Here is a 25,493-nt window from a genome sequence, read left to right on the forward strand (position 1 = left end):
AAGCCTGACCGGGGTTCTGTCGGTAACTGTCGAGGCCGCCGCCGGTCTTCGGGTGGGGCAGTCCGGGTCGGTCGGCCAGTTGCCGTCGCAGTCCGGTGGTGCGTTGCGATGCTGCGTCGCGACGGTGGCGGTCCGAGAATTACCAAGTCAGACGCGGGCCCTGTCGAGCTGAGTGCGTCAACGGATCGCGGCAACCGGTCGCCGGTGCAACGCTTCGAAACCCTGAACGATCGTCGGCGCGAGACTTCGAGACCCTGAACGGCGGCCGGTGGGTGGCTTCGCGTCGCTGGGCCAACCCGCCGATCGGTCGAACAGGCCTGCGATAGCGTATCCGGTTCAGCTCGACAGCGACCAAACCCGACCCTACTGAGGTCCGGACGATATCCGGGACTGAGATCCGGGCAGTATCCCTGGCCGACGTGCCGGCCGGGCCGCCGCAGGCGAGTCACAGGCCCGACCTGAAGCGCCCCGACACCGACCAGGGTTACCGACAGAACTTCCCGGCAACCGGCTTGACATTCAGCTCGGTGGTCGGGCGTTGATCACTATGCGTACCCGGGTTCTGCTCGACGGGCGTCCGGCCGAGGCGGCGGTACGTGGGTGGTGCACGATCGGGGCATGACGTTCGATGGGTTGGCGTACACCGAAACACCGCACGATCGGGTCGCGAGCCTGCGTGCCGACGGCGACCTTCGCCGCCGACCTGACCGACGTCGAGGAGGCGGCGGCGCTGCGGCTCGTGTGGTACGCCCACCAGCAGCGCCCACGCCGGCCACCTGCGCGTCTGCGATGGCCGGGATTGCGGGTGGACGCCGCGGAGTTGCAGGACGCACGCTGGTTCACCCGCGCCGAGGTCGTCGACCGCATCGTCAACGGCCCCGGATCCGGCCCGGCCGATTCCATCGGCGGATGGCTGCTGCGCTCCTGGGCCGGTTTCGACGGGTCAGCGTGACCGGGCGATCCGGGTGACGAAGGCCTGCCAGGCCGCCGGGCCGAAGGCCAACACCGGGCCGGCCGGATCCTTCGAGTCGCGGACCGCGACCACATCGGACAGATTGTCGGCCACCTCGACGCAGTCGCCTTGGTTGTTGCCACTCTTGCTGCTCTTACGCCACCGCGCACCAGTCAGGTCCATGCTCGTGCCGCTTCCCTGAGGAGATCCAGGGAACGCCCTCGGGGAAGAGCCTCACCTCGGATGCGTTCCCACCGTCGATCAAGCGTAACAAGCTCGCTCGGTTGGTCGATGATTTGCGCTGCCGCCTGGCTGTCAACGTATGCCGCCCGCGCCCCGTCGGGCAGTTCCGCGATTGTGAACGCTCCGCCGAGCCCTGGGTACATGCCAACCTCAGACGGCACGATGTGCACCTGCACCGACGGAAGCTGCGCGCACTCGACAAGGTAGGCGACTTGTTCTGCCATCAGGGCGCGATCACCGTACGCGTCGCGCCGCAGTACCGCCTCGTCGATCACCGCGACGTACAGCGGGCCACCATGTCGGCGCAGGATCGCATGCCGGGCGATACGTGCCGCCGCCATCTCGTTGACCTCGTCCGGGGACAACCCTTCGCCCTCAACGGTTGCCCGTGCGTATGCCTCGGTCTGAAGGAGGCCAGGTATCCAGGCGAGTTGAAACGCCCGCAGCGCGACCGCTTCACGCTCGATCTCCACCCAGGGTCGGAACCAGACCGGCTGCCGCCGCTTCGGAAGGTCCGGCCAAAGGTCCTCAACGTCCTGGCCAAGGATATCCGCGACCCGCGACCGATGACGCGGGTGAGGTATGCGTCCTGGGTTCACCCAACGCTGCGCCGTCTTCGGATCAACTCCGACTTGACCAGCCAGGCTTTCCGCAGTCTCGCCGGCTTCGGTCATGGCGCGAATAAGTCCGTGGTTCACGTCGTCTCCCAGCTGGACGTCCTTAACGTCTATCGATCCTATATCAACGCTGTGTGCAGGTCCCATCACAGTAGGCAGAGTCGCTGACAGACGGCATGAGCCGATGTGACCACCGAGCCGGCCTTGTCGTCAGGGCCGCCGAACGGATGGCCCTTTGTCGATGAAGGAGGCTTGCTGTGGTCGTACGGAAACCTGCGAACGACGCGCCCGCGTCCCGCTGGACGCCGCCGGCTCGGTCGGGGCGGTCCGCCGGGGCGGCTCCGGGGCGGCGGGATGGCGGGACGCCGCTGGTCGCCCCCGGCCTGTACCTGCTGACCCGGGCCGCCTCGCCGCAGCTCGGTACGCCGATCAAGGTCCGGGTGATCCGGGAGCGGACCGACCGTCGCACATACCACGGCTGGACCTGGATCGAGGCGTACCAGATCAATGCTTCGGGCGACGCGATCGCGCGCCGGGAGTTGTTCGTGATGCCGGCGGGGATGCGGCCGGTGACGGTGCCGCTGGCGGGGATGCGGCCGGTGACGGTGCCGCCGGCACGTCGCGGCCCGCGCGGGCCGGGAGGCGCGCGGGGTGACCGGTGAGCGGGCGCTGCCGGGCGCACCTGCCGTCGCGTCCCACCTGGCGGTGCCATACCTGTGGCAGCGCGTGGCCGTGCGGCACCGCGAAGGTGAGGCTGCTCGCCGAGTACGGCAGGGACCGGATCTCCCTGCTGATCTACCTGGCGACACTCCAGGAGGAGGCGGCCGAACAACTCGCCGAACGGGGCCGCCCGGTCCGCCCGTCCACGTTGCACCACCGGTTCACCGGCTGGGTGCCGATCCGCTCCTGCCCCGATCGCCGCTGACCACCGCTTGCGGATCCCGCACAGTCAGTTCAACGCGGAACGGACGCCCAGTCCGATGAGGACGATGCCGGTGATGCGGTCCAGCCCGCGGCGCACCCGGTCGGTACGCAGCAGCCGGGTGGCCGCCCCCGTGACCGCCGTCCAGCCGGCCAGCCATCCGGTGTGCAGCACGGCGTGCGCGGTGGCGAGCAGCAGCATAGGTGCCAGCACGGGTTCGGAGGGATCGAGGAACTGCGGGGCCAGGGTCAGGTAGATGGCGGCCGCCTTCGGGTTCAGCACGTTCCCGAGCAGCCCTTGGAGGTACGGATGTCGGGCGCGCGCCGAGAGCCGACGCCATCCTGCCGGCGCGGGCAGCGCCTCGGGTGCGGCGGCCCGCCGACGGGTCGCGGAGAGCAGCAGCCAGAGGCCCAGCCCGACGAGGTAGGCGGCACCGACCAGCTTGACGGCCCAGAACGCCTGCGACGAGCGCAGCACCAACGCCGCCAGGCCGGCCGCGGCCAGGACCGCGTGCGTGTACATCCCCGTCACCGTACCGAGGATCACCCACCAGCCGGGGCGCCGACCTCCGGCGCTCACATGCGAGATGACCAGCGCGAAGCTGGTGCCGGGAGTGAGCGTGATCGGCGCGACGGCGAGCGCGAAGCCCAGCATGCCCGCCCCGGTCACCGCTCAGATCACCACCCGGTAGTGGGTGGTGAGCAGCCCGGCGTCGTCGTACACGTGGAAGGCGATGCCGGGCGGTTGCCGCTGGTCGGTCAGCGGCCCCTCACCCTCCCACGGCATCCGGAGGGTGGATATCACGCCCGGCGCGATGCGCAGGGGGCGGCCGGCGAAAGTGCTGGCGGCGGCGGTGTGGAAGTGCCCGGTCAGCACGGCGACGACCTGGGGGTGGGCGGCGACCAGGTCGGCGAGCGGGTCGGCGGGCAGCAGTCGCGAGTCGTCGATGACCGGGTGATGCAGCGCGACCGGCGGGTGATGGAAGGCGATGAAGACCGGGACGTCGGTCGCCACGGTGGCGAGCTGATCGCGCAGCCAGCCCATGGTCTCCTCGTCGAGGTGCCCGTCGTCGCGCCCGGGAACGCTGGAGTCGGCGAGCAGGAAGATCGCCCCGGCTACGTCGTGGCGACTGTTGATCGGGCGGTCACCGCCGTCGGCCTCGCCCAACAGCCCCTTACGGTACGCGTCGCGCACGTCGTGGTTGCCGGGGCAGACCAGCACTGGGTGCGGCGAGGCGAAGAGCTTGGCGGCCAGTTCGTACTCGGACACCTGCCCGTGCTCGGCGATGTCTCCGGTGATCAGGATGGCGTCGACCGGGCGGGCCAGGTTGTGCAGGTGGTCCATGACCCGGGCGGTCCGCTCGGCCGAGCGCGGGTGGTCGTCGAGATGGGTGTCGCCGAGGTGCGCGATGGTCAGCATGACTCCCCCTAATGGGATACGGCGCTTTAAGCGTTAGGGACGCTACACTGACATCCTGGAGATCCACAATGTGCAGCGCGAGGACAGGAGAGTCATGTCTGGTCAGCTCACGCTCGCCCTGGCCGGCACCATCCGGCACGACGGCAACGGCGGCGTGACCGACGACCTCGCCGACGCCCCCGGGCTCGCCCGGTGGCTACGCGAGCAGGCCGAGCCGCTGCGGCACTACGACCACGACCTCGCACCGCCGGCCGACCTGCCCGACGAGCAGATCCGGCTCGACGTGGTGGCGCTGCGCCGCGCCGTACGCACGCTGCTCGCCCGCGCGGTCGCGCCGGCTCCGCCCAGCCGGGCCGACCACTCGTCGCTGCTCACCCCGGCTGACGCGGTGCGGCACCTCAACGACGCCGCCGGACGACTGCCCACCAGCCCGCGGCTGCGTTGGCCGGACGACGCGGCGCCGGCCCTCACCCGGCACTCGGCCCCGGCGGAGCTGCGGATCCGACTCACCGCGGCGCTGGCCCGCGCCGCCGTCGACTTCCTCGCCAGCCCCGCGCGGGAACGGCTACGCGCCTGCCCGGCGCCGCGCTGCGTGCGGTACTTCCTCCAGGAGAACGCGCGCCAGCAGTGGTGCAAGCCGTCCTGCGGCAACCGTGCCCGCGTCGCCCGCCACTATCACCGACACCAGGCCGAACGTTGACGGTGTCGTGAGTCCCCCGACACCGCCGATTGCGACTCAGGTCGTAAGTCGAATGCGGTCCTGCGGCAGATGGCGCGGCGAGACGATTCCCGCAGGCTTGGCTCATGTCTTCCCGCCACGCACCCCGACCGCCCGCAGCCCGGTCCGCGCCGCGCCGCATCCGATCCGGCGCCGCCCTCGTGGCGGCGATCACCATCGTCTTCGCCGTCGCGGGCTGCGGCATGTCGTCGCAGCCCCGCCCGGCACCGCCCGTCGCCGCCCCGCCCGCACCGGGTGCGCCGAACGATCCGGCCGCCCTGGACGCTCGGGACGTCAACGCCTGGCTCGACGGCCTGCTACCGGCCGCACTGCAACGCACCGGCATCGCCGGAGCGGCCGTCGCCGTCGTGGACGACGGCGAGATCCTGACCGCCCGGGGGTACGGGCACGCCGACACCGGCGACGGTGACATCGACGCGGTGCCGGTCGACCCCGATCGGCACCTGTTCCGGGTGGGTTCGGTCTCCAAGCTCGTCACCGCCACCGCCGTGATGCAGCTCGTTCAGCGCGGCGACCTCGATCTGGACCGCAACATCGAGGACTACCTCGACTTCACCCTGCCCCGCCGCTACGAGCAGCCGATCACCCTGCGCCACCTGCTGACGCACACCGCCGGTTTCGAGGAGCGGATCGCCGGGCTGATCGGTGCCGAGGGCACCCGCGTCGACCTGCGCAAGACCCTGGTGACCGACCCACCGGAGCAGATCTACCAGCCGGGAACCGTGCCCGCGTACTCCAACTACGGCAACGCGCTGGCGGGCTACCTCGTGGAGCACGTCAGCGGTACGCCCTTCGAGGAGTACGTCGCGACCAACGTCCTGGCCCGCGCCGGCATGACCTCGTCGAGCTTCGCTCAACCGCTGCCCGCGCCGCTGGCCGAGCGGATGTCGAACGGATACGACAACGCCGCCGCGCCGGCCGGCCCGTTCGAGATCGTCGGCGCTCCCCCGGCCGGTGCGCTGAGCGCCACGGCCACCGACATGGCCCGGTTCATGCTCGCCCAACTCGGCGAAGCGGTGGGCGACGAGCCGCTGCTCGACCGCCCCACCCGCGAGCTGATGCAGCGCCCGGCGCTCGACGCCACCTCGCTCGGCACGCTCGCCGACGGCCCCCGGATGGCGCTCGGCTTCTTCGACGAGAGCCGCAACGGCCGGCGCATCGTCGGCCACGGCGGCGACACCATCTACTTCCACTCCCACCTCCAGATCTACCCGGACGAACGGGCCGGCATCTTCATCTCGCTGAACAGCAGCGGCAACGGGCAGATGGACAGCGTCAAGCTGCGCCAGGCGGTACTCGACGGTTTCGCCGATCGCTACTTCCCGGCCCGCAGCGGCCCCACCACCGGCAGCGTCGACCCGGCGACCAGCGCCGAACATGCCGCGCTGGCCGCCGGCACGTACGAAACTTCCCGAGGCATACGCAGCAATTTCCTCACCGTGACCGGCCTGGTCGGCCGGACCGAGATCAGCGTGGTCGACGACAATCGGTTGTTGTTCCAGCCGGCTCCGCTCTCCGACGCCCCGGCCCACTACGAGGAGATCGCGCCGTGGGTGTGGCGCGAGGTCGGCGGGCAGCGCACCGTGGCGATGCGGGTGACCGACGGCAGCGTCGACGCGATCGTCGTCGACCCCGCGTTCACGCTGCTGCCGGTCGAGCCCGCGCGCAGCTCGGCAACTGCCGTCCCGGTGATCGCCGGATCGGCCATCGTGCTCCTGTTCGCCATCCTGGCGTGGCCGATCGCCGCGATCGTCCGCCGACGCCTCGGCCTCCCCGGACGGGACCGGGCCGGTCGTACCGCCCGGATCCTGAGCCGCGTCGCCGTCGGCGCCACCGTGCTGGCACTGCTCGGCTGGGTGCTGAGCGTCATCACCATCATGGGTTTGCAGGACGTGCCCGGCGCAGTCCTGCGTACCGTGCAGGTGCTGCAACTGATCGGTTTGCTCGGCGTGCTGCCCGCCGCCGTTGCGCTGGTCGACGACGTACGCCGGCGCGTCGGCTGGTCCCGCGTCGTGGGCAGCGGTCTGATCCTGCTCGCCCTCGCCGGTGCCGGCTGGTTCGCCGTCGAGTTCAAGCTGCTCGCCACCAGCATCTCCTACTGACCCACCCGGAGCCCGACCCGCCCGACCCGCCCGACCCGCAACGATCCAGGAGCAAGGAAGCTGATCACATGAGGGACGACACCGGCGCCACGGCCGAACCCGATGTGCCCTGGCCGACGGGGTGGCTCGACGAACGGCTCGCCCGGCTCGGGATCACCGGAATCCTCGCGCGCGACTACCTGCTCGCGGCGACGCTCACCATCCTGACCTTCCTGATGTTGGCGTTGCTGTTCTGGCTCGTGGCCCCGGCGGAGGGGATCTTCTTCGAGCCGACGAGGGAATGGCTGGTCATCGCCGCCGCCTGCGGGCAGGCGATGCTGCTCTGCCTGCGTCGGGTCCGCCCGTTGCTCTGTCTCGCGCTTGTCGTCGGCCTGCAACTGGTCGTCACCAGCGGCTCCCTGCCGGACGCGACGATCCGTGGCTTCGCGCCCTTCGTCGCGGCCTACACCGTGGGTTCCCTGCTGCCGCTCCGGCCGGCGCTGGCGGCCGCCGGGGCGGCGGTGGCGGTGGACACGGCGGGAGCGCTGGTCGCCACCGGCCTGGCCGGCACCTCCGGTGCGGCGGGCACCAGCGGCTCGGCCGGCATCGAACTGCTCGTCACGGCCGTCGGCTACGGCACCGCCACCGTCCTGGTCTACTTCGGCGCCACTTTCGTCGGCGGCTACATCGCCACCCGGCGGCGCAACCTGGAGCTGATCCGACAGCGCGCCGAGGAGGTGATCCAGGCGCAGCAGGCAAGGGTGCAGGCCGCGATCGGGGCGGAGCGCGCCCGGATGGCCCGGGAACTGCACGACGTGGCCGCCCACCACCTCTCCGGGATGATCGTGCAGGCTTCGGCGGTGCAACGACTGATCGACCGCGATCCGCCAGCGGCACGGGCCGGGGTGGCCTGGATCCGGGCGCAGGGCAAGGAGACCCTCGACAACCTGCGGCTCGTGGTGGGCGTGCTCCGCGGGCGACCCGAAGACGGCGGCGGCGACGACACGGTGCCCGTGCCCGGGCTGGCCATGCTCGACGAGCTGGTACGGACCGCGGACAGCCTCGCCGGCCCGGTCGAGCTGATCCGCGACGGCGAGCCGCGCGAGATCCCCCCGATCGCCGACGTCGCGCTCTACCGGATGGTGCAGGAGTCGCTCTCCAACGCCCGCCAGCACGCACCGGGCGCATCGGTGCGGGTGGAACTTCGTTTCCTCCCCCGCGAGATCCTGCTCGAGGTGGTCAACGCGCCCGCGCCGCAACGCCCCGCGCCATCGGTTGGCGGCAACGGGGTGGGTCTGGTGGGCATGCGGGAGCGTGCCCAGCTCATCGGCGCGCGGTTCACGGCCGGCCCGACGGCGGACGGCGGGTGGTCGGTCCGCGTACGGCTGCCGACCCGGGACGACAAACGATTCGCCACGACGACGACCACGGAGGAAAGCGGCGCATGATCAGGGTGATGCTCGTCGACGATCAGGCGGTGGTGCGCGCGGGCTTCCGCGTCGTCTTGGAGCAGGCGGGCGACATCGAGGTGGTGGCGGAGGCGTCCAGCGGCTCCGCGGCGGTCGACCTGGCCCGCCGGCTGCGTCCGGAGGTGATCTGCATGGACGTCCGGATGCCCGGTGGCGACGGCCTGACCGCGACCCGCCGGATCATCGCGGACGCGGCCGAGTCACCACCGGCGGTCCTGGTGGTGACGACCTTCGATCTCGACGAGTACGTCTTCGGCGCGCTCGAATCCGGGGCAAGCGGCTTCATCCTCAAGGACTGCGAACCTGAGGATCTGATCGACGCGGTGCGCCGACTCGCCAGTGGTCAGGGCCTCGTCGACCAGGCCGTGACCCGACGGGTGATCTCGGAGTTCGCGCGACGCAGGCCGGCTCCCCGGGCCGACGCTGCGGCGGCACACCAGTTGACCGCGCGGGAGATCGAGATCATCGGCCTGCTCGCCCGAGGGCTGTCCAATGTCGAGATCGGCAACGAACTCTTCATCGAGACCAGCACGGTCAAGTCGCACCTGGGGCGCGCCATGGCGAAGATCGGCGCGCGCGACCGGTTGCAGACGGTGGTCTGGGCGTACCAGAACGGCGTGGTGCCCCGCTGACCGAGGCTCGTCAGACCCGTACGGTCAGCCGTATCCATGCTGACGTCGACGGTTCCATCAGCGGCTCGGGTCGCCAGCGGCATGCCGGTCGTGTTTCGACAGCCGCGCGATGGCACAAACGGTTCAGCTCGACAGGGAGAGCGCGGCCGATCCTTCCACATCGCCAATAAGCCCGTGATCCTCGATATCCGGATACTCCTGCACGCTAGCCCCCGACGTCGCCTGCCGCCCGCTTGGAGGTCAGGCCGGGATGACACACGGGTGTCGGGTTTGCGAAGGTTTCACCCACAGGAGGTGTCCGGCTACGTGCGTACGCCCCGCAGAGCCGATCCTCCCACCCACCGCTCGGACTCGGGTCGCCTGACTTTCGTACCGCTGACAGAAAGTCGTGCCGGAGCTGGACAAAACCATAGACACATTCGCATGGCATTTGCTAGCTTCGGGCCGGATGTTACGCCGAGGTGAACCGAAGCGACCTCGACCGTGACACTGGCCGTCCGTCCACCCTTGCCCACTTGCTCGCCCGCGTCGCACGACGACGGGCGGCCTGTGCTGCCCCCTATCAGCCGAGGAAGGAGGACCCCGACCATAACGTCCCGACCTGCCCCGCACAGTCCTCAGTCGAAGGAGAGGCAGTTGAAGAGACGACTCACGCTCGCCGTGGCGGGCCTGACGACCATCGCGCTCGTCGCCCCGCCCGCCACCTCGATGGCCGCGCCCTCCAACGCAGCCTCGACCAGCCCTCCCCCGGAAGCGAACTTCCAGAAGGTCACCCTCAACGACCGTCCCGGCGAACCGATGGACCTCGCCGTGCTGCCCGACCGGCGGGTACTGCACGTCACCCGCGCGGGTGAGGTCTGGCTGCACGACCCCGCCACCGGCCGCAACACCATCGCCGCCAAGCTGGACGTGTACCAGCACGACGAGGAGGGCCTGCAGAACGTCGCGATCGACCCCGGCTTCGGCAAGGGCGGTAACAACTGGGTCTACCTGTACTACTCACCGCCGATGAACACCCCGGTCGACGACCCGTCCACTCCGGACGTCAATGAGGGCGACGCGCCGGCGTGGGGCACCGAGGCGGACTTCGCACCCTTCCGGGGGGTGATCCGGCTGTCCCGGTTCCGCCTCGTCAAGGACAAGCTGGATCTGCGCACCGAGCAGCAGATCATCGACGTGCCGGTCGACCGGGGCATCTGCTGCCACGTCGGCGGCGACATTGTCTTCGACGCCAAGGGCAACCTGTACCTCTCCACCGGCGACGACACCAACCCGTTCGAGTCCGACGGTTACGCCCCCATCGACGAGCGCCCCGGCCGCAACCCGGCGTACGACGCGCAGCGCAGCGCGGCCAATACCAATGATCTGCGCGGCAAGATCCTGCGGATCAAGGTGGGCGCCAAGGGCGGCTACAGCATCCCGAGCGGCAACCTGTTCAAGAAGGGGACTCCGAACACCCGGCCGGAGATCTACCTGATGGGCCTGCGCAACCCGTTCCGGATCGAAGTGAACCGCGCCACCGACGAGCTGTACGTCGGCGACTACTCACCGGACGCCGGCCAGCCCGATCCGGGACGCGGCCCGGCCGGGCAGGGCAAGTGGTTCGTCGCCCGCAAGCCCGGCAACCACGGTTGGCCGTACTGCGTCACCCCGGACCAGCCGTACGTCGACTACGACTTCGCCACCGGGCAGTCCGGGCAGAAGTTCAACTGCGCCGCGCCGGTCAACGATTCGCCGCACAACACGGGGCTGCGCAAGCTCCCGCCGGTGGAGCAGCCGGATGTGTGGTACGGCTACGGCCCCTCCGCGCAGTTCCCCGAGCTGGGCACCGGCGGCATCGGGCCGATGGCGGGGCCGGCGTACGAGTTCGATCGCTCGACCACCCGCGGCCGTAACCCGTCCGGCTGGCCGGCGCACTACGACGGCAAGCCGCTGTTCTACGAGTGGACCCGGGACTACGTGAAGGCGTTCCAGCTGGACCGGCGCGGCCGGCTGAGCGGGATCGAGTCCGTGCTCCCCTCGGTCGTCTTCGACAACCCGATGGATCTCGAGTTCGGCCCGGACGGCGCGCTCTACGTGCTCGAGTACGGCGACGGCTTCTTCAGCGAGAACCCGGATGCCCAGCTGTCCCGGATCGACTACATCGGCTGGGACGGCAACCACAGCCCGGTGCCCCAGGTCTCGGCCACGGTGACCAACGGGCTCGCGCCGCTGACCGTCGAGTTCTCCAGCGCGGGCACCGCCGACCCGGACGGTGACCGGCTCCGGTACGAGTGGTACCTCGACGACGACAACCGGGTCGATTCGCGGGTGGCGAACCCGACCTTCACGTACCGCAAGAACGGCATCTACGAGGCGACGCTCAAGGTGACCGACCAGCGGGGCCGGTCGGCCTCGGCGTCGGTGCGGGTCGTGGTCGGCAACGCCGCGCCGGTGGTCGAGCTGATCGCGCCGGTGGCCGGCCAGCCGTTCCGCTTCGGCGACACCGTCCGGTACGAGGTACGCGTCACCGACGACCAGCCGGTGGACTGCGCCCGGGTCAGCGTGACCTACATCCTCGGCCACGACGACCACGGCCACCCGCAGACCACCGCCAACGGCTGCACCGGCTCGATCCTCACCACCGTGCCGTCCGGTCACGACCCGGCGACCGACAACCTGTCTGCCGTGTTCGTCGCGTCCTACACCGACCCCGGTGGCGACGGCCTGCCCGCCCTGACCGGGACGGACGAGGTCGTGCTCGTGCCGAGCCGGTAGACCAGGAGAGGAGTCATCATGTGTTACGGCTACGACGGGATGGCCGCGTTACGGCGCTCCGTCACCGACCGGCGGAGGCTGCTGCGCGGTTCGCTGGCGGTGGCCGCCGGTGTCGGGCTCGCCTCGTCGGGGATCGGCGCGGGCGCCGCGGCGGCTGGCGGCCCCGGGCAGACCGGCCGGCGGCGGGTTCCTCCGGGGCTGATCAGCATCCAGCTCTGGACGGTCCGCGACGCGCTGAACGGTGAACCGGGGTACGACGCCACCCTGCGGCACCTCGCCCGGATCGGCTATCCGAAGGTGGAGTTGGCGCTCGGCTACTTCGGGCGCAGCGCCGCCCAGCTGCGCAGATTCCTGGACAGCATCGGCATCAAGGCCAGCTCCAGCCACGACGGGATCAGCGACACCCCCGCCGCCCTGCGCGAAAAGATCCAGAACGCGGTGACGCTGGGCCAGAAGTTCATGGTGGTGCCGTACCTGTACTCGGAGAACGCCGACGACTGGAAGCGCTGGGCGGAACAGATGAACATCGAGGCCGCGGCGGCGGCCCGGGCCGGCCTGCGCTACGGCTACCACAACCACGCCCACGAGTTCACCATCGACCTCGGGCGCGGCCGGCGCCCCTGGGACATCCTGACCAAGGAACTCGATCCCAAGCTGGTCCACCTGGAGATCGACATCTACTGGGCGGTCACCGGCGGCATCCAGTCCGGTGACGGCGCGGCCGACCCCGAGGGCTTCACCCTGGACGTCATCCGCCGCGCGCCGCAGCGGACCCTCCAGTACCACGTGAAGGACCGGCACGCGGCCGACGGTGACATGGCCGACCTGGGCACCGGGATGATCGACTTCGGCCGGATCTTCCGGAAGCACTCGGTGCTGGAGTACATCGTCGAGAACGACACCCCCGACGTGACGCCCCAGCGTACGGCCGAGGTCGGTTACCGCTACCTGCACAAGCTGCGGTACTGACGAGCCCTCGACGGGCACCAGGGTCGGCCCCCGCGGTCGCCCCTGGTGCCCGTCACCGCTGAGTGGGCGGAAGGTGGATGTTGACGCCATGGTCGCCGTGGCGCACATCAGCACCGCCCGCGCCGCGGGTGCTCACTCCGGTATCCGCAACCCGGCGGAGCCGGCCCCCCGCTCGTTGACGATCGCGGTGATCCGTTTCCAGGCGGCGGCGAACTGCGCGCGCTGCTCGGCCGGCACCGTCGGGTCGTTGACCCCGGCGGTCAGGTCGACCACCCGCGCGGCCGGGTGGTACTGCATCCAGGTCGGCAGGACACTCACCGCGGTGACCTCCCAGCGACCGGAGGGGGTACGGGTGAAGGTGAACTCGGGCACCACCGCGTCCTGGGTGTTCTCCGGAGAGCCGTCCGCGAACCGGGTCGTCAGGTTGCCCATCCCGTACGCGACCCACTTCCCGTCGATCTTCTCGAAGGGCTGCACCACGTGCACGTGGTGGCCGACGATCAGGTCGATGTCCGGCGAGGCGAGCAGCCGACGGGCGAGGTCGATCTGCTCCGCGTTCGGCTCGGACTGGTACTCCGTACCCCAGTGCATGGAAAGGATGTTGATCTCCGCGCCGGCCGCGCGGGTGCGGCTGGCCTCGGCGAGGATGGCCTTCTCGTCGACCATGTTCGCCGCCCACGGTCGCCCCTGCGGCAACGGGATGCCGTTGAAGCTGACGGTGTAGGACAGGTGTCCGATGCGTACGCCCTTGATCTCCAGCACGTTCGGCAGTCGCGCCTCGACCTGGTTGCGCGCGGTGCCGGTGTGGCGCAGGCCGACCCGGTCCAGGTTGTCGAGGGTACGGGCGATCCCCTCGACCCCGGTGTCCAGGGAGTGGTTGGAGGCGGTGGAGCAGGTGTCGAAGCCCGCCCAGGCGGCGGCGTCGGCCAGTTGCGGCGGCACGCTGAAGTACGGCCACCCGGTGAACGGTCCCTCCGGCGGAGCCAGCGGCGTCTCCATGTGGCAGATCGCCAGGTCGGCGGCGCTGACCCGGGGGCGTACGGCGGCAAGCACCTGGGTGAAGTCGTGGCCGGCGCGTCCGGCCTGCCGCGCGTCGGCTGCGGCCTGCTCGCTGAGTTCGGGGTGGACCAGCAGGTCACCGGCGGCCACCACGGTGAGAGTCCGGGGACCTGCGCTGGCCTGCGGCGCCGGCGGTTGGTGCGGGGTCTTGTTCGTCGGCGGGTCGCAGGCGGCGACCAGCCCGACGATCAGCAGCACGCCGGCGGCACCCAGTTTCTTCCCGAGGGAGTTTCCCCTTCCGTTCATGAGGTGATTTTTCGCGTCGCCCGGACGTGGGCGCACCTGACGGCGCAAGCACCCCCCGAACGAGGGACGCGCGGGGTGCCGAATGTCGGGTACCCGTCACCAGTCTGGCTGGGCGGTGACCGTCCGTGGTGGTACGCATGAATGACCGGGGGGCCTCTGACCTGGCGCTTTGCGAAGATCGAGCCTGAGCGAAGCAAGGCGCCACATCACAAGGGGTGACCTTGATGGCCGTTGACTGGTACCTCAACCAAGCCCTGACCAACTTCCGCAACGCCGTCAACGCGGCGTACCCGAACCGCGACAAGAAGTCCGACGGCACCATCGGAGATGCCGCCCACCAGAAAACCTCCAGCGACCACAACCCGGACCCGGACGGCTCGGTGGACGCCTGGGACATGGACGTGGAGGTCAACGGCGACGGCATGCCCTACCGCGAGGACATCGAACGGCTGAAGAGGGTCTTCGAGCAGCACGAGTCCGCGCAGTACTGGATTCACGACCACCTTATCGCCAGCCGCGGTAGCGGGTGGGTCCGCCGGGTGTACACCGGCAGCAGCCCGCACACCGAGCATGTTCACTGGAACACCCGGGAGAGCCACGAGCGCTCCACGAAGCCATGGGTGATCCCTGCTCCGACGGGAGAAGTGTCGTCGATGTTCTGCAAGCTGAATGACAACAACGACGCCGTAGAGGTGTTGCAGCGCCAGCTTGCGACCCTCGGCTACTACAAGGGCGCGATCGACCGGCACTACGGCCCGCTGACCGCGGCAGCTCTGCTGGCCTGCCGCAAGGCGATGGGAAGCGTGGTCACCAACGGCGACACTTATACCCCCGCCGCGTACGAGCAGGTGCAGCGGGCGTACGCCCAGCGGTTCGCAGGCGAGCGGGGAGCCCCGGGTCCGGCGGGTCCGCCCGGCCCGCCCGGTCCGGCGGGTCCGCCTGGTCCGCCGGGCAACTGGACGCCCGAGCAGGTCCTCCGGCTGATCGCGGACACCCTGGGCAAGGCTGCCTGACCTGGCACCTCGGGAGGAAACATGAATTCCACACCGGACTCGCCCTCGCCCGACGCCCGGACGCTGCGCCGGCTGCGGCTGGGCGTCGGCGGGCTCGGCATCGCCCTGCCGATCGTCCTGCCGGCCGGCCACGCCCTGGCCACCGGCCGATTCGAGCTGCTGAGTTCGATCAGCAGCTACTACCACAGCGACATGCGGGACGTCTTCGTCGGCAGCCTGTGCGCGATCGGGGTGTTCCTCGTCAACTACCGGTACCGCCGCCTCGACGACGTGTTGAGCACGACGGCGGGCGTGCTCGCGGTCGTGGTGGCGCTGGTGCCGACCGTGACCGACGCCCCGGCCGCCGCGCGGGTGTTCTCGCTCGGCCGGGTACACGAGGTCGCCGCCGGTCTGCTGTTCGCGATTCTCGCCCTGTTCTGCCTCTGGCGGTTCCCGGTCAACGGGTCGCCGACCGCCGGCAGACGGGTGCGCAACGCCCTCTACCGCATCTGCGGCCTCGCCATCCTCGCCGCGATCGCGCTCGGTGTGGCGAGCAACGCCCTGTCGGAGCCGACCCGCGAGGCGCTGCAACCGTTCTTCTGGTGCGAGGCGGTGGCGGTGTTCGCCTTCGGGGTGGCCTGGCTGGTCAAGGGCGAGGCGATGTTTCACCGGCCGCCCGGCCCAAGTGCCCTGCCGGGCCCACTCCCGGCGCCGGCCGACCGGTCGGCGACCGCGACGCCCTGACCGGGTGAGCGGGGGCCGCTGTGTCGCGACGGCCCCCGGTGTTCATCCGATCCTCGGTTGTCCCCGGCTGGTCACTGCGCCGGGCGGAGGTCGGCGGCGCAGTTGGTTGCCCGGTGTTCGGCGGTGACGACGGTCGTCACGCGCCGGCGGCCACGGCCGCCGATACGGGTAGCCGGTGACGCCAGCGGGAACGGGTACGAAACCTGGGCATGAGGCTTGTGGCCCCTCTTCTCGGCGTGCGGCGGGGATGGGGGGGTTCGCGCGCCTCGCCTCAGCTGTCCTCAGCCCAGTGAGCAGCCAGGAGGTGCCCGGCGGTCGACGCCGCCCGCATCGACGATTACCCAGCGTCGCCCACCTGGCGCATGACAGTGATCAGGTTGCGAACATCTTTCGCCCAGTGATGGTGATCTGTCAATCATCCCGACTTTTGGTCGGGTGAGCCCGCCCACCTCTTGCCAACGGCCCGCTACCTGCGTTTGAGCTGCGGGCAGACTGGAGACGAGAGCCCCGAGGCTCGAAACTAGAGGGGATCACGCGTGTCTGAGAACGCCGACCGGCCAAGCCACGTCACCGACCGTCCGGACGAGGTCAGCGATCCGCTGCTGTGGCGGCTCGCCCTGGATGTCGCCGACGCCCACGCACCGACCGAGGAGGGCGGCTGCGTCCACCTGATCTGCGCCGGACAGGAGTGGCCCTGCGAGCCGTGGCAGCGGGCCCAGCGTGCGCTCAACCTGGCCCAGGGCGGCCCGACCGACGAGGCGGACGAGTCGTGGTCGCCGGAGAGCCCGCAGCGTGACGGCTGGGCAACCCCGGCGGCGCTGCCCAGCTGGGCACCCGGCCGTCCGGGCCGCGAATCCGCCGCCGCCTGATACCGGCCGCTCGCGCCGCGAATCCGCCGCCGTGTCTGACACCGGCCTTGCATAGGGCGTCCGCACCACCCCGCGCCGCCGCTGCGTCGGCACAGGCTGCCGACGCGAATCGCGCAGGCGCCGCCCAGCGGTTGTCAATGTAATGTTGACAGATGCGTGATCCGCTGGGCCACCGCGCCGACCTGGGCGTCAACCTCGCCCGGCTTGCCGAGGTCCCGTCAGCCCGTGAGTGCCTCGACGAAACCGAACTCGATCTCATCGACCGGGCCCGACAGGCCGGCGCGACCTGGTCCCAGGTCGCCGAAGCCCTCGGGCTGAGCAGCCGGCAGGCCGCCGAGCAACGCCGCCAGCGGCTGACCGCTTCCCGGCAGGCCCGCCGGATGGCGGCCGACCGACACCTGCCGAGCGAGGTCGCCGCCCTGCGGGGTCACCTCGCCGGCCTGCAACGCTGGATCGACGCCGACCGCCGCTGGGACGGCCGTTTTCCCGGGGCCGCGCTGACCCGGCGTACCACCGCGCTCGCGCTGTCGGCCGAGCCCGGCAGCCTGTACGACCTGGCCCGGCACGTCGCCGCCGACCTCGCCCGCTCCGCACCGGCGCTGCCCAGGCCGGTACGCGACGTCGCCCGGGATCTCACCGCCGCACTGTCAACACATCATTGACAATGGCGGATCAGCCTTGCCGCAGACCGACTCAAGATCCAGGATGTGAGTCACTTCGACTCAACTTGGGAGTGGCTCATGCGGCGCAACGCTGTCCTCTTCGTGGCGGTGTCGCTGCTGTCCGGCTTCGGTGGCAGTGCCATGGCCCTGGTCACCGGCCTCTGGATCTTCGACCTCATCGGTTCCCCCGGTCTGGCCGCGCTCGCCGGCATCTGTGTGTACGCCCCGACCCTCGCCGGACCGTGGCTCGGCAGCCTCGTCGACCGGCTGCCCCGACGCCCGGTCGTCGTCGCCGCCAACCTCACCCTGGCCGCCGTACTGCCCACCCTGCTGGCCATCCGCGGGCCCGGCCAGGTGTGGCTGCTCTACGTCGTGTCCACGGTCTACGGCGTGGCGTACGTCCTGATCGACGCCGGCGAGAGCGCCCTGCTGCCCGCCGCGCTGTCCCCCGCCGAACTCGGCGATGTCAACGGCTGGCGTTCCAGCGCCCAGGAAGGTGCCAAGCTGGTGGCTCCGCTGGCCGGCGCCGGCCTGTACGCCTGGCAGGGCGGACCGATGGTCGCGCTGCTCGCCGCCGGGCTGCCGGCCCTGGCCGCCGCCCTCTACGCGGCGCTGCGCCTGACCCTTACGCCATCGGCTGCCGCGCCGCACCCCCGGGGCGTACGCGCCGGCCTCGCTGTGCTGTTCGGGTCGCCGGCGATCCGGCTACCGGTGTGCCTGGCCGCCGTGGCGATCGGCATGTCCGGCTTCACCACCGCCGCCGGGTACGCCGTCGTCACCGAACTCCTCGGCCTGCCGGTCACGTTCCTCGGCGTACTGGTCAGCGCCCAGGGCGTCGGTTCGGTGGCCGGCGGCGTGGTCGTCGGCCGGCTGATCGCCCGCTACCGCCCGACGGCCGTGGCCGTCGCCGGCACGGTGCTGTTCGGTCTGAGCTGCCTGGGCCGTTGCCTGCCCTGGTGGCCGGCGGTGGTGGCCGCGTCGGTCGTGGCCGGAGTCGGTCTGCCGTGGGCTCTCGTCGCGGGCGTCACCGCCGTGCAGACGCACAGCCCCGACGCATTGCTCGGCCGAATCGCCGCGAGCGCCAACACCGTCATGTTCGGGCCGATCACGGCGATGACCCCGCTCGGTTCGGCCGCCGTGCTGCTGGGCGGACGGCCACCGCTCCTCCTGGCCGCCGCTGGCTGCCTCGCGGCCGCGGCGCTGGTCTGGCGTACCGGACGGCGGGCGGCGAACGCCTCTGCGGGCGTTAAGAAGGGGCCCCTCCTATACACGAGGCGTTAAGAAGGGGCCCTTCCTTACACCTCAGAGGGTGCGGGCGAGGCGGTCGGCGAGGATCCGGGCGAAGCGCGACGGGTCGGCCAGGTCGCCGCCCTCGGCGAGCAGCGCCGTGCCGTAGAGCAGCTCGGCGGTCTCCGCCAGGGAGCTGTCGGCTGCGCCCTGCTCGTGCGCCTTGCGCAGGCCGGTGACGAGCGGGTGGCTGGGGTTCAGCTCCAGGATGCGCTTGACCTTCGGCACCTCGTGGCCCATCGCCCGGTACATCTTCTCCAGCGTCGGGGTGATGTCGTGGGCGTCGCCGACCACGCACGCCGGCGACGTGGTCAGCCGCGACGACAGGCGTACCTCCTTGACCGAGTCGGCGAGCACCCCGCCCATCCAGCCGAGCAGGTCGGCGTACTCGGCGCGCTGCCGTTCCCGCTCGGACTCGGCCTCCTTGCGCTCCTCCTCGGTGTCCAGGTCGACCTGGCCCTTGGCCACCGAGCGCAGGGTCTTGCCGTCGTAGCTGCCCACCCGTTCGACCCACACCTCGTCGACCGGGTCGGTGAGCAGCAGCACCTCGTAGCCCTTGGCTCGGAACGCCTCCATGTGCGGGGAGTTCTCGATGGTGACGCGGCTCTCGCCGGTGGCGTAGTAGATGTCGCTCTGGCCGTCCTTCATCCGGCCGACGTACCCGGCGAGGTCCGTCAGCTCGGCCGGGTCGTGGGTGGAGGCCACCGACAGGATCTCCAGCAGGATGTCCTGATTGTCGGTGTCATCGATCAGGCCCTCCTTGACCGCGGCGCCGAACTCGCTCCAGAAGGTGCGGTACCGCTCCGGCTGCTCGGTCTTGAGCTCCTTGACGGTGGCGAGGACCTTTTTCACCAGCCGGCGGCGTACGGCCCGGATCTGCCGGTCCTGCTGGAGGATCTCCCGCGAGATGTTCAGCGACAGGTCGTGAGCGTCCACCACGCCCTTGACGAAGCGCAGATAGTTGGGCATCAGCGCGTCGCAGTCGTCCATGATGAACACGCGCTTGACGTAGAGCTGCACGCCGCGGCGCCCCTGCGGGGAAAACAGGTCCAGCGGGGCGTGCGACGGGATGAACAGCAGCGCTTCGTACTCGAAGGTCCCCTCGCCGCGCATGTGGATGGTCTCGAGGGGGTCGGACCAGTCGTGGCTGACGTGCTTGTAGAACTCGTGGTACTCGGCCGGCTCCACCTCGCCGCGCGGACGGGCCCAGAGCGCCTTCATCGAGTTGAGCGTCACCGTCTCGGTGGTGGTCGCGTCGCCCTCGCCGGGTCGCTCGACGGTCATCCGGATCGGGTGGGCGATGAAGTCGGAGTACCGCTTGACGATCTCCCGGATCGTCCACTCGGCGGTGTAGTCGTGCAGGTTGTCCTCGGCGTCGGCGGGCTTGAGGTGCAAAGTCACCGCCGTGCCCTGGGGCGCGTCGGTGATCGGGGTCACGGTGTAGGTGCCCGCGCCGTCGGACTCCCAGCGGGTGCCGCCGTCCTCGCCGGCCCGCCGGGTGGTCAGCTCGACCTTGTCGGCGACCATGAACGCGGCGTAGAAGCCGACTCCGAACTGGCCGATCAGCTCCTGCGACGCCCCGGCGTCCTTGGCCTCGCGCAGCTGGCGCAGCAGTTCGGCGGTGCCGGACTTGGCGATCGTGCCGATGACGGAGACGACCTCGTCGCGGGACATTCCGATCCCGTTGTCCCGCACGGTGAGGGTACGCGCGTCCCGGTCGACCTCGATGGCGATGTGCAGGTCGTCGGTGTCGACGGCGAGGTCCTTGTCGAGCATCGCCGTCAGGCGCAGCTTGTCCAGCGCGTCCGAGGCGTTCGAAATCAACTCACGGAGGAAGACGTCCTTGTTCGAGTAGATCGAGTGGACCATCAGCTGGAGCAGTTGGCGTGCCTCAGCCTGGAATTCCAACGTCTCGGCCCGGTCGTTCACACCAGGTCCCCTCTCTCCCCATGTCGTGCCATGACGATGCAGGAGAAGGATACGATCCGTCGCCGGCCGGGTGCGTCGGGTGGCCCACCTGTTCGCCGCACCGCCCCGACCGCCAGACCGCTGTTGCCCGCCCGCCTCGTCGATCAGTGCCGGGCGTACCGCCGTCGGCATCGCGCACCGGCCCGCCCCGGCGCGGGGCGGGCCGGTGATCGCGCCGGGGTCAGCGGCGCCGGCTGTAGGCCCCGGCGACGAGCGAGACACCGATCGCGGCGAAGGCCACCTGGATGAACAACTCGATCCAGTCGACGCCGGCGGTGTCGTCCACGCCGAGCAGCGCGGCGACCAGCGTGCCGAGGATGGCGGCCACGATACCGATCAGGATGGTCAGCAGGAACGGGATGCGCTGCCGGCCCGGTACGACCAGCCGGCCGAGCGCGCCGATGACCAGACCGATGAGGATGGCGGTGAAGAAGCCGGTGATTTCCATGAGAGCCGTCCCTCCGAGCGTTTGCGTCGGCACACCTGATGCCCACATCGGTGGGGTCGGCAAACCCGGTCCCCGACCCGGGGTTCCCGGGCTCAACGGGGGCTGATCAGGGCCGCGTAGTCGGTCGTGGTGAGCGGCCCCGGTGACAGGGACAGGTCCGCCCGGGGGACGCTCAGCGCGGCGCCGTCGCGCAGGAAGAGCACTCCCGTGACGTCGGTGCGGGCGGTGAGCGTACAGACGATCTGCCCGTACGCGAGCGGTTCGTCGATGCGCCCGGTCTCCGCGTCGGCCGGCGCGACCGTGACCCGCGCCTGCCCGTCGACGAGTTCCACGGAGGCGTTGCTGAATGCGCCCGGCAGGGCGGTGGTCAGGCCGTCGTCGCGCTCGGCGGGTGTCGGCCCGGCGAGCAGGTCCCGCAGGTGTGCGTCGACCGTGGGTACCCGGTCGATCCGGCGGATCGCCGGTATCAGCCGGTCGTCACGGGAGAAGTAGAGCAGCTCGGTCACCGCCCCGGTCTCGGCCACCGTCGGTGTGGCGGTCGCCTCGTACGGCAGCGGGCCGGGCGGTGGGGTCACCGCCCGGGGAAGGTCCTCGGCCGGCACCCCGCACGAGGCGACCAGGCCGAGCAGGCCGACCGCCAGCGCGGCGGCCAGTTTGTGGCGCGGACCGACCGGCGAAGCGGCGTTCGGGGGGCGGATCGGGGTCATCCGAGGCTCCCGGGCAGGGTGACCCGGAACCGGGCCCCGCCACCGGGGCGGTCGCTGGCCGAGGCTTCGCCGCCGTGCGCGGCGGCGTGCTGAGCCACCAGCGCGAGCCCGAGACCGCTGCCGTCGCCACCACCGCGATGGTGGGCCGCCCGACCGCGGACGAACCGATCGAAGATCGCCTCCCGGTCCTCCACCGGCACCCCCGGGCCCTCGTCGTCCACCTCGATCACACCGGCGTCGCCCGCCCGGAGCAGCCGCACGGCGACCGGGCCGGCGCCGTAGCGTTCAGCGTTCTCCAGCAGGTTCGCCAACACCTGCGCGACCCGTCGCCGGTCCACCCGCCAGGTCGCCGGCGTGTCCGCCGCCAGGTGCACCAACGACTCCGGCAGGTCCCGGTCGCGGCAGGCACGGCGGGCCAGCTCCGTCAGCTCGACCGGTTCCCGGTGCACCGGCTGGTCGCCGCGGGCCAGATCCAGCAGGTCGTTGACCAGTTGCTGGAACCGGTCGATCTCGTCGGCCACCAGCCGGGCCGCGGTCGCGGTCCGCTCGTCCTGGTTTTCCCGCCGACGGGCCAGCACGCTCGCCGCTGCGGCGAGCGTCTGCAGAGGCGAGCGCAGCTCGTGGCTGACGTCGGCGGCGAAACGCCGGTCCCGGTCGATACGCTGGGCCAGCTCGTCGACCATCCGGTTGAAGGACGTGGACAGGCGGGTCAGGTCCGGGTCGGTGTCCGGGGCCAGGCGGGTGGTGAAGTCACCCGCGGCGATCCGCTCGGCGGCGTCGGCGACGGCCGTCAGCGGACGCAGTCCGTGCCGGGTGGCGTACCATCCCAGCGCCGCTCCCGACCCGGCCACCACGATCGCGACCGCGGTCAGCGCCAGCGCCAGCACCTGGAAGGTCTGCTCCAGCTCCCGCAGCGAGGCGATCTCGTAAAAGGACGCCGACTCCGACAGCGGCACCCCGACCAGCATGAATGGCTGGTCATCGAGCCGGATCCGCTGGACTGCCGGCTCCCCGGCCATCACCAGTTCCTGCAGCGGCAGCGGGATGGCGTCGGTGACCCCGGTGCCGGCGACACGCCCGTACCATTCGCCGTTGAGCAGCATCAGCGCCCGCCGGCTGGTGCCGGTGTCCAGCGTCCGCAGCGCCTCCGCGGCATCCGGATTCTCGACGTCCAGACCGGCGCGGACCACTGCCGCGTCGTAGTACGCCGCCCGCAGCACGGTGCGTTCCCGCTCGTCGAGCAGCGTACGGCGGGTCAGCTCGTACGACACCAGGGCCATCGAGGCCGACAGCGACAGGGCACCCACGGCGAACGCGGTGGTGACCCGGGCACGCAGTCCGAGGCGCGGTCTCATCTCTGGAGTTTGTAGCCGAGCCCGCGCAGTGTCACCAGATGCCGGGGATTTGCCGGATCGCTTTCGATCTTCTGGCGCAGCCGGCCCACGTGCACGTCCACCAGCCGCTCGTCGCCGGTGTCGTACCCCCAGACCCGGCTGAGCAGCTGCTGGCGGGAGAGCACCCGCCCGGCGTGCTCGGCCAGTTCGCAGAGCAGCCGGAACTCGGTGCGGGTGAGTGCGACCGGCTCGCCCGCCCGGCGTACCTCCCCGGCCTCGGGGCTGACTTCCAGCTCCCCGAAGGAGAACACCGGCACCTCCGCCTCCACCGCAGTCACCGTGCGGGCCCGTCGGCGCAGGGCCCGCAACCGGGCCGTCAGTTCCTTTATCGCCACCGGCTTGACCACGTAGTCGTCGGCGCCGGCTTCCAGGGCGGCGACGATGTCGTGGGTGTCGTCGCGGGCACTGACCACCACGATGGGTACGTCGTCGTCGCGGCGCAACTGGCGGATGGCCTCGAAGCCGTCGATGCCGGGCAGCATCAGGTCGACCAGCACGTAGTCGGCGGACTCCCGGCGCTGTGAGCGCAGGCCCTCTTCGGCGGTCGCCGCGCCACGCGCCTCGTAACCTTCGTCCTCCAAGGCGAGCAGCAACGCCAACCGGATCCGGTCGTCGTCCTCGATCACCAGTACGGCTGTCATACCGGAATCATCCACAAGGCCGCGCGGACCAGCCAACCGCGACCAGGCTGCGGGGGTTTTGTCACACAACTGTCATACGACCGCGTGGTGCCCGCCACTCCGGATCGGCAGGGTGAGAACCGACCTCGGGACAGCAGAACAGGAGACCGACGTGAGCACCCCGCGCCGCCCCGAGTGCACCGTGCCGCTCGTAGAGGTGGCCATCACCGAGTTCGACCTGGCCTGCCTGCCCGAGACGGGGGCGGTGTTCGACCGGTTGCTCGCCCTGCATCCGACGCAGGTGGTGATCGATCTGTCCGGCTGCCGGCACATCGACGCCGCCGCGATCGGGCTGCTGCTCGACGTGCACCGCCAGTTGGTGCGCACCGGCGGCGTGCTGGCGCTCCGCAATCCCAACCCGCGCATCGCCCGCATCCTCCAGGCCGCCCGGCTGGACCAGATCCTGCCGGTGCACACCGACAACGCCGCCCCGCCGGCTCCGGGCACCCGGACGGAGGCACCGCCGGCCGGCGACCCGACGCTTCCGGGCACCGCGCCGCGCCAGTCCGCGTACGGCCGCGCCGCCGTCACCGTACGCACCTGATCCGCACCGCCCGCCAGTACGAGGAGCAGCATGACCATCGCCGGTATCGCCGCGGCCCTCGCCGTCGGCCTCGCCGTCGGTGCGCTCGGCCGGCTCGTCGTCCCCGGCCGGCCGAGCGTGCCGCTGTGGCTGACCATGACCATCGGCGGCGTCGCCGCACTGCTCGGTGCCATCAGCGCCTGGCTGGCCGGAGTCCGCGGGCTCAGCCTGCTGGGCCTGATCGTCCAGGCCGGCCTCGCCGCGGTCGGTGTCGTGATCGTGGTCGCCACCGCTGGCAAGGAACGCTCCGACTCCCGCTGACCGCCCGCATGGCGACGGCGCACCTCCGCCGAGCGCCCCGAGTCCGTGACCCGGCCGCGACGGCCGCGGCACCGGAGAGGAAGCAGGATGACCGTCGTACCGGACGACAACCTGATGACCCTGATCTGCGACGCGTGCGGTGAGACCACCAGCGGCACGGCAAGCGTGCTGCCCGACGCCGAGGTCGTCTGGACGCTCGTCTCCGACCACGGTTGGAGCGGTTCCCCGTTCGCCACCGGCCCGCACCGATGCCCGCGGTGCAGCACCCTGCCACCGGGCACGAACCCGCTCGGCGACCGCGCTGGCGGTCCGGGTGTCGACGCCGAACACGTCGGCGACGTAGGGGTGCTCGTCGACAGGGACGGCCTCGACCCGGAGGCCGACGACACGCTGCGTGCCGCGTTGCGCGAGGCAGTCGAGGTGGCCGGGACCGTCGTGGTGGATCTGGCCGGGGTCCGCGTCATCGACTCGGTCGGGCTGGGCCTGCTGGTCCGCGCCCACCGGGAGGTACGCGAGCGCGACGCGCAGCTCTGCCTGGCCGCGCCGTCGCGGTTCATCCGCACGGTGCTGCACACGATGCGGCTCGACGGGGTCTTCCCGATCTTCGACACGCTGGACGACGCCCTGGCCCAGCTCGACGCGGCCAAGGCCGGTTCCGAGGCGGTACGGGTCGACGTGACCCCGGCCGAGGCCGTGCGCCACCGGGTCAACGCGCACAAGAGCCCTCCCGCCACCCCCCGCCGCCGCAATCCGCGCGTCTCTGTCTGACCTCCGCCGCCGCAATCCGCGCGCC

At 71.0% G+C, this 25,493-nt stretch carries 26 protein-coding genes and 1 pseudogene; 17 read left to right on the forward strand and 10 right to left on the reverse strand.

Annotated features, from left to right (window positions below; genetic code table 11):
* Positions 1–676: 676 nt before the first annotated feature.
* Complete coding sequence (locus Vqi01_RS26550) at positions 677–952, forward strand: NUDIX hydrolase (protein WP_204037757.1); 276 nt, start codon at positions 677–679, stop codon at positions 950–952.
* Here the strand turns inward: Vqi01_RS26550 and Vqi01_RS26555 are convergent.
* Both Vqi01_RS26555 and Vqi01_RS26560 read right to left on the reverse strand, forming a co-directional pair.
* A complete protein-coding gene (locus Vqi01_RS26555; RefSeq protein WP_204037758.1) occupies positions 944–1,135 on the reverse strand; it encodes a DUF397 domain-containing protein in 192 nt (63 codons plus the stop codon). The two genes, Vqi01_RS26550 and Vqi01_RS26555, sit on opposite strands and share 9 nt — an antisense overlap.
* Positions 1,126–1,893, reverse strand: coding sequence for a DUF5753 domain-containing protein (locus Vqi01_RS26560; protein ID WP_204037760.1), 768 nt, complete (start codon positions 1,891–1,893; stop codon positions 1,126–1,128). Before Vqi01_RS26560 ends, Vqi01_RS26555 begins: the two co-directional genes overlap by 10 nt.
* Before the next feature lie 176 nt (positions 1,894–2,069).
* On the opposite strand from Vqi01_RS26560, the gene Vqi01_RS26565 reads away from it, so the two are divergent.
* Positions 2,070–2,474: a hypothetical protein gene (locus Vqi01_RS26565; protein ID WP_239098687.1), complete on the forward strand. Its 405-nt coding sequence runs from the start codon at positions 2,070–2,072 to the stop codon at positions 2,472–2,474.
* A gap of 86 nt (positions 2,475–2,560) precedes the next feature.
* Positions 2,561–2,737, forward strand: a complete 177-nt coding sequence (locus Vqi01_RS26570) for a hypothetical protein (RefSeq protein WP_239098688.1) — start codon at positions 2,561–2,563, stop codon at positions 2,735–2,737.
* A 24-nt stretch (positions 2,738–2,761) separates the two neighbouring features.
* On the opposite strand, the gene Vqi01_RS26575 is transcribed toward Vqi01_RS26570, so the two are convergent.
* Together Vqi01_RS26575 and Vqi01_RS26580 are read right to left on the reverse strand one after the other, a co-directional pair.
* Entirely contained in the window at positions 2,762–3,403 is a 642-nt protein-coding gene (locus Vqi01_RS26575; protein WP_204037764.1) for a LysE family translocator, read from the reverse strand.
* Between the two features lie 3 nt (positions 3,404–3,406).
* Positions 3,407–4,153 (reverse strand): metallophosphoesterase, encoded by a 747-nt coding sequence (locus Vqi01_RS26580; protein ID WP_204037766.1) that lies wholly within the window; start codon positions 4,151–4,153, stop codon positions 3,407–3,409.
* A 94-nt stretch (positions 4,154–4,247) separates the two neighbouring features.
* Here Vqi01_RS26580 and Vqi01_RS26585 point away from each other — a divergent pair, with 94 nt between their 5' ends.
* The 6 genes from Vqi01_RS26585 (at position 4,248) to Vqi01_RS26610 (ending at position 12,800) form a co-directional block, all read left to right on the forward strand.
* Positions 4,248–4,853 (forward strand): CGNR zinc finger domain-containing protein, encoded by a 606-nt coding sequence (locus Vqi01_RS26585; protein WP_204037768.1) that lies wholly within the window; start codon positions 4,248–4,250, stop codon positions 4,851–4,853.
* A 104-nt stretch (positions 4,854–4,957) separates the two neighbouring features.
* Positions 4,958–6,994: a serine hydrolase domain-containing protein gene (locus Vqi01_RS26590; RefSeq protein WP_204037770.1), complete on the forward strand. Its 2,037-nt coding sequence runs from the start codon at positions 4,958–4,960 to the stop codon at positions 6,992–6,994.
* A 68-nt stretch (positions 6,995–7,062) separates the two neighbouring features.
* On the forward strand, positions 7,063–8,421 hold the full coding sequence (locus tag Vqi01_RS26595; RefSeq protein ID WP_204037772.1) for a sensor histidine kinase: 1,359 nt from the start codon (positions 7,063–7,065) through the stop codon (positions 8,419–8,421).
* Entirely contained in the window at positions 8,418–9,074 is a 657-nt protein-coding gene (locus Vqi01_RS26600) for a response regulator transcription factor (RefSeq protein WP_204037777.1), read from the forward strand. The genes Vqi01_RS26595 and Vqi01_RS26600 overlap by 4 nt, the downstream gene beginning before the upstream one ends.
* 636 nt (positions 9,075–9,710) lie before the next feature.
* The gene (locus tag Vqi01_RS26605) at positions 9,711–11,831 is read left to right on the forward strand and encodes a PQQ-dependent sugar dehydrogenase (protein WP_239098689.1); all 2,121 of its coding nucleotides are present in this window, start codon (positions 9,711–9,713) and stop codon (positions 11,829–11,831) included.
* 18 nt (positions 11,832–11,849) lie between these two features.
* Entirely contained in the window at positions 11,850–12,800 is a 951-nt protein-coding gene (locus Vqi01_RS26610) for a sugar phosphate isomerase/epimerase family protein (RefSeq protein WP_204037779.1), read from the forward strand.
* 132 nt (positions 12,801–12,932) lie between these two features.
* Here Vqi01_RS26610 and Vqi01_RS26615 read toward each other — a convergent pair whose 3' ends face one another.
* Positions 12,933–14,105: a CapA family protein gene (locus Vqi01_RS26615; RefSeq protein ID WP_204037780.1), complete on the reverse strand. Its 1,173-nt coding sequence runs from the start codon at positions 14,103–14,105 to the stop codon at positions 12,933–12,935.
* A 224-nt stretch (positions 14,106–14,329) separates the two neighbouring features.
* Here Vqi01_RS26615 and Vqi01_RS26620 point away from each other — a divergent pair, with 224 nt between their 5' ends.
* The 5 genes from Vqi01_RS26620 (at position 14,330) to Vqi01_RS26640 (ending at position 18,653) form a co-directional block, all read left to right on the forward strand.
* A complete protein-coding gene (locus tag Vqi01_RS26620; RefSeq protein WP_204037782.1) occupies positions 14,330–15,118 on the forward strand; it encodes a peptidoglycan-binding domain-containing protein in 789 nt (262 codons plus the stop codon).
* 21 nt (positions 15,119–15,139) lie between these two features.
* On the forward strand, positions 15,140–15,841 hold the full coding sequence (locus Vqi01_RS26625) for a DUF998 domain-containing protein (protein ID WP_204037784.1): 702 nt from the start codon (positions 15,140–15,142) through the stop codon (positions 15,839–15,841).
* 536 nt (positions 15,842–16,377) lie between these two features.
* Positions 16,378–16,710, forward strand: coding sequence for a hypothetical protein (locus tag Vqi01_RS26630; RefSeq protein ID WP_204037786.1), 333 nt, complete (start codon positions 16,378–16,380; stop codon positions 16,708–16,710).
* Positions 16,711–16,862: 152 nt separating this feature from the next.
* Complete coding sequence (locus Vqi01_RS26635) at positions 16,863–17,372, forward strand: hypothetical protein (RefSeq protein WP_372444442.1); 510 nt, start codon at positions 16,863–16,865, stop codon at positions 17,370–17,372.
* Between the two features lie 78 nt (positions 17,373–17,450).
* Positions 17,451–18,653, forward strand: a complete 1,203-nt coding sequence (locus Vqi01_RS26640; protein ID WP_204037787.1) for an MFS transporter — start codon at positions 17,451–17,453, stop codon at positions 18,651–18,653.
* A gap of 21 nt (positions 18,654–18,674) precedes the next feature.
* Here Vqi01_RS26640 and htpG read toward each other — a convergent pair whose 3' ends face one another.
* The 5 genes from htpG to Vqi01_RS26665 all read right to left on the reverse strand — a co-directional run bounded on the left by htpG (position 18,675) and on the right by Vqi01_RS26665 (position 23,817).
* The gene (gene htpG, locus Vqi01_RS26645) at positions 18,675–20,588 is read right to left on the reverse strand and encodes a molecular chaperone HtpG (protein ID WP_204037788.1); all 1,914 of its coding nucleotides are present in this window, start codon (positions 20,586–20,588) and stop codon (positions 18,675–18,677) included.
* Positions 20,589–20,808: 220 nt separating this feature from the next.
* On the reverse strand, positions 20,809–21,075 hold the full coding sequence (locus tag Vqi01_RS26650; RefSeq protein ID WP_204037789.1) for a GlsB/YeaQ/YmgE family stress response membrane protein: 267 nt from the start codon (positions 21,073–21,075) through the stop codon (positions 20,809–20,811).
* 92 nt (positions 21,076–21,167) lie between these two features.
* Positions 21,168–21,728, reverse strand: coding sequence for a GerMN domain-containing protein (locus Vqi01_RS26655; RefSeq protein ID WP_204037799.1), 561 nt, complete (start codon positions 21,726–21,728; stop codon positions 21,168–21,170).
* 50 nt (positions 21,729–21,778) lie between these two features.
* On the reverse strand, positions 21,779–23,137 hold the full coding sequence (locus Vqi01_RS26660; protein ID WP_204037790.1) for a sensor histidine kinase: 1,359 nt from the start codon (positions 23,135–23,137) through the stop codon (positions 21,779–21,781).
* Complete coding sequence (locus tag Vqi01_RS26665; protein ID WP_204037791.1) at positions 23,134–23,817, reverse strand: response regulator transcription factor; 684 nt, start codon at positions 23,815–23,817, stop codon at positions 23,134–23,136. The genes Vqi01_RS26660 and Vqi01_RS26665 overlap by 4 nt, the downstream gene beginning before the upstream one ends.
* A gap of 151 nt (positions 23,818–23,968) precedes the next feature.
* Here Vqi01_RS26665 and Vqi01_RS26670 point away from each other — a divergent pair, with 151 nt between their 5' ends.
* The 3 genes and pseudogenes from Vqi01_RS26670 to Vqi01_RS26680 all read left to right on the forward strand — a co-directional run.
* Complete coding sequence (locus Vqi01_RS26670) at positions 23,969–24,400, forward strand: STAS domain-containing protein (protein WP_204037792.1); 432 nt, start codon at positions 23,969–23,971, stop codon at positions 24,398–24,400.
* A gap of 30 nt (positions 24,401–24,430) precedes the next feature.
* On the forward strand, positions 24,431–24,700 hold the full coding sequence (locus Vqi01_RS26675) for a GlsB/YeaQ/YmgE family stress response membrane protein (protein WP_204037794.1): 270 nt from the start codon (positions 24,431–24,433) through the stop codon (positions 24,698–24,700).
* An 87-nt stretch (positions 24,701–24,787) separates the two neighbouring features.
* Positions 24,788–25,303 (forward strand): annotated as a pseudogene (locus Vqi01_RS26680) (STAS domain-containing protein); the annotation flags it as partial.
* Positions 25,304–25,493 lie beyond the last annotated feature (190 nt).

This window comes from Micromonospora qiuiae (assembly GCF_016863555.1).
Taxonomy (GTDB): domain Bacteria; phylum Actinomycetota; class Actinomycetes; order Mycobacteriales; family Micromonosporaceae; genus Micromonospora; species Micromonospora qiuiae.

What these genes read in the sequence shown, in the direction of transcription:
- Vqi01_RS26620 (WP_204037782.1), top strand. Translation starts at nt 14,330, where the DNA reads ATGGCCGTTGACTGGTACCTCAACCAAGCCCTGACCAACTTCCGCAAC.
- Vqi01_RS26610 (WP_204037779.1), top strand. Translation starts at nt 11,850, where the DNA reads ATGTGTTACGGCTACGACGGGATGGCCGCGTTACGGCGCTCCGTCACC.
- Vqi01_RS26600 (WP_204037777.1), top strand. Translation starts at nt 8,418, where the DNA reads ATGATCAGGGTGATGCTCGTCGACGATCAGGCGGTGGTGCGCGCGGGC.
- Vqi01_RS26665 (WP_204037791.1), bottom strand. Translation starts at nt 23,817, where the DNA reads ATGACAGCCGTACTGGTGATCGAGGACGACGACCGGATCCGGTTGGCG.
- Vqi01_RS26590 (WP_204037770.1), top strand. Translation starts at nt 4,958, where the DNA reads ATGTCTTCCCGCCACGCACCCCGACCGCCCGCAGCCCGGTCCGCGCCG.
- Vqi01_RS26650 (WP_204037789.1), bottom strand. Translation starts at nt 21,075, where the DNA reads ATGGAAATCACCGGCTTCTTCACCGCCATCCTCATCGGTCTGGTCATC.
- Vqi01_RS26640 (WP_204037787.1), top strand. Translation starts at nt 17,451, where the DNA reads ATGCGGCGCAACGCTGTCCTCTTCGTGGCGGTGTCGCTGCTGTCCGGC.
- Vqi01_RS26675 (WP_204037794.1), top strand. Translation starts at nt 24,431, where the DNA reads ATGACCATCGCCGGTATCGCCGCGGCCCTCGCCGTCGGCCTCGCCGTC.
- Vqi01_RS26595 (WP_204037772.1), top strand. Translation starts at nt 7,063, where the DNA reads ATGAGGGACGACACCGGCGCCACGGCCGAACCCGATGTGCCCTGGCCG.
- Vqi01_RS26660 (WP_204037790.1), bottom strand. Translation starts at nt 23,137, where the DNA reads ATGAGACCGCGCCTCGGACTGCGTGCCCGGGTCACCACCGCGTTCGCC.
- Vqi01_RS26635 (WP_372444442.1), top strand. Translation starts at nt 16,863, where the DNA reads ATGCGTGATCCGCTGGGCCACCGCGCCGACCTGGGCGTCAACCTCGCC.
- Vqi01_RS26585 (WP_204037768.1), top strand. Translation starts at nt 4,248, where the DNA reads ATGTCTGGTCAGCTCACGCTCGCCCTGGCCGGCACCATCCGGCACGAC.
- Vqi01_RS26555 (WP_204037758.1), bottom strand. Translation starts at nt 1,135, where the DNA reads ATGGACCTGACTGGTGCGCGGTGGCGTAAGAGCAGCAAGAGTGGCAAC.
- Vqi01_RS26625 (WP_204037784.1), top strand. Translation starts at nt 15,140, where the DNA reads ATGAATTCCACACCGGACTCGCCCTCGCCCGACGCCCGGACGCTGCGC.
- Vqi01_RS26580 (WP_204037766.1), bottom strand. Translation starts at nt 4,153, where the DNA reads ATGCTGACCATCGCGCACCTCGGCGACACCCATCTCGACGACCACCCG.
- Vqi01_RS26615 (WP_204037780.1), bottom strand. Translation starts at nt 14,105, where the DNA reads ATGAACGGAAGGGGAAACTCCCTCGGGAAGAAACTGGGTGCCGCCGGC.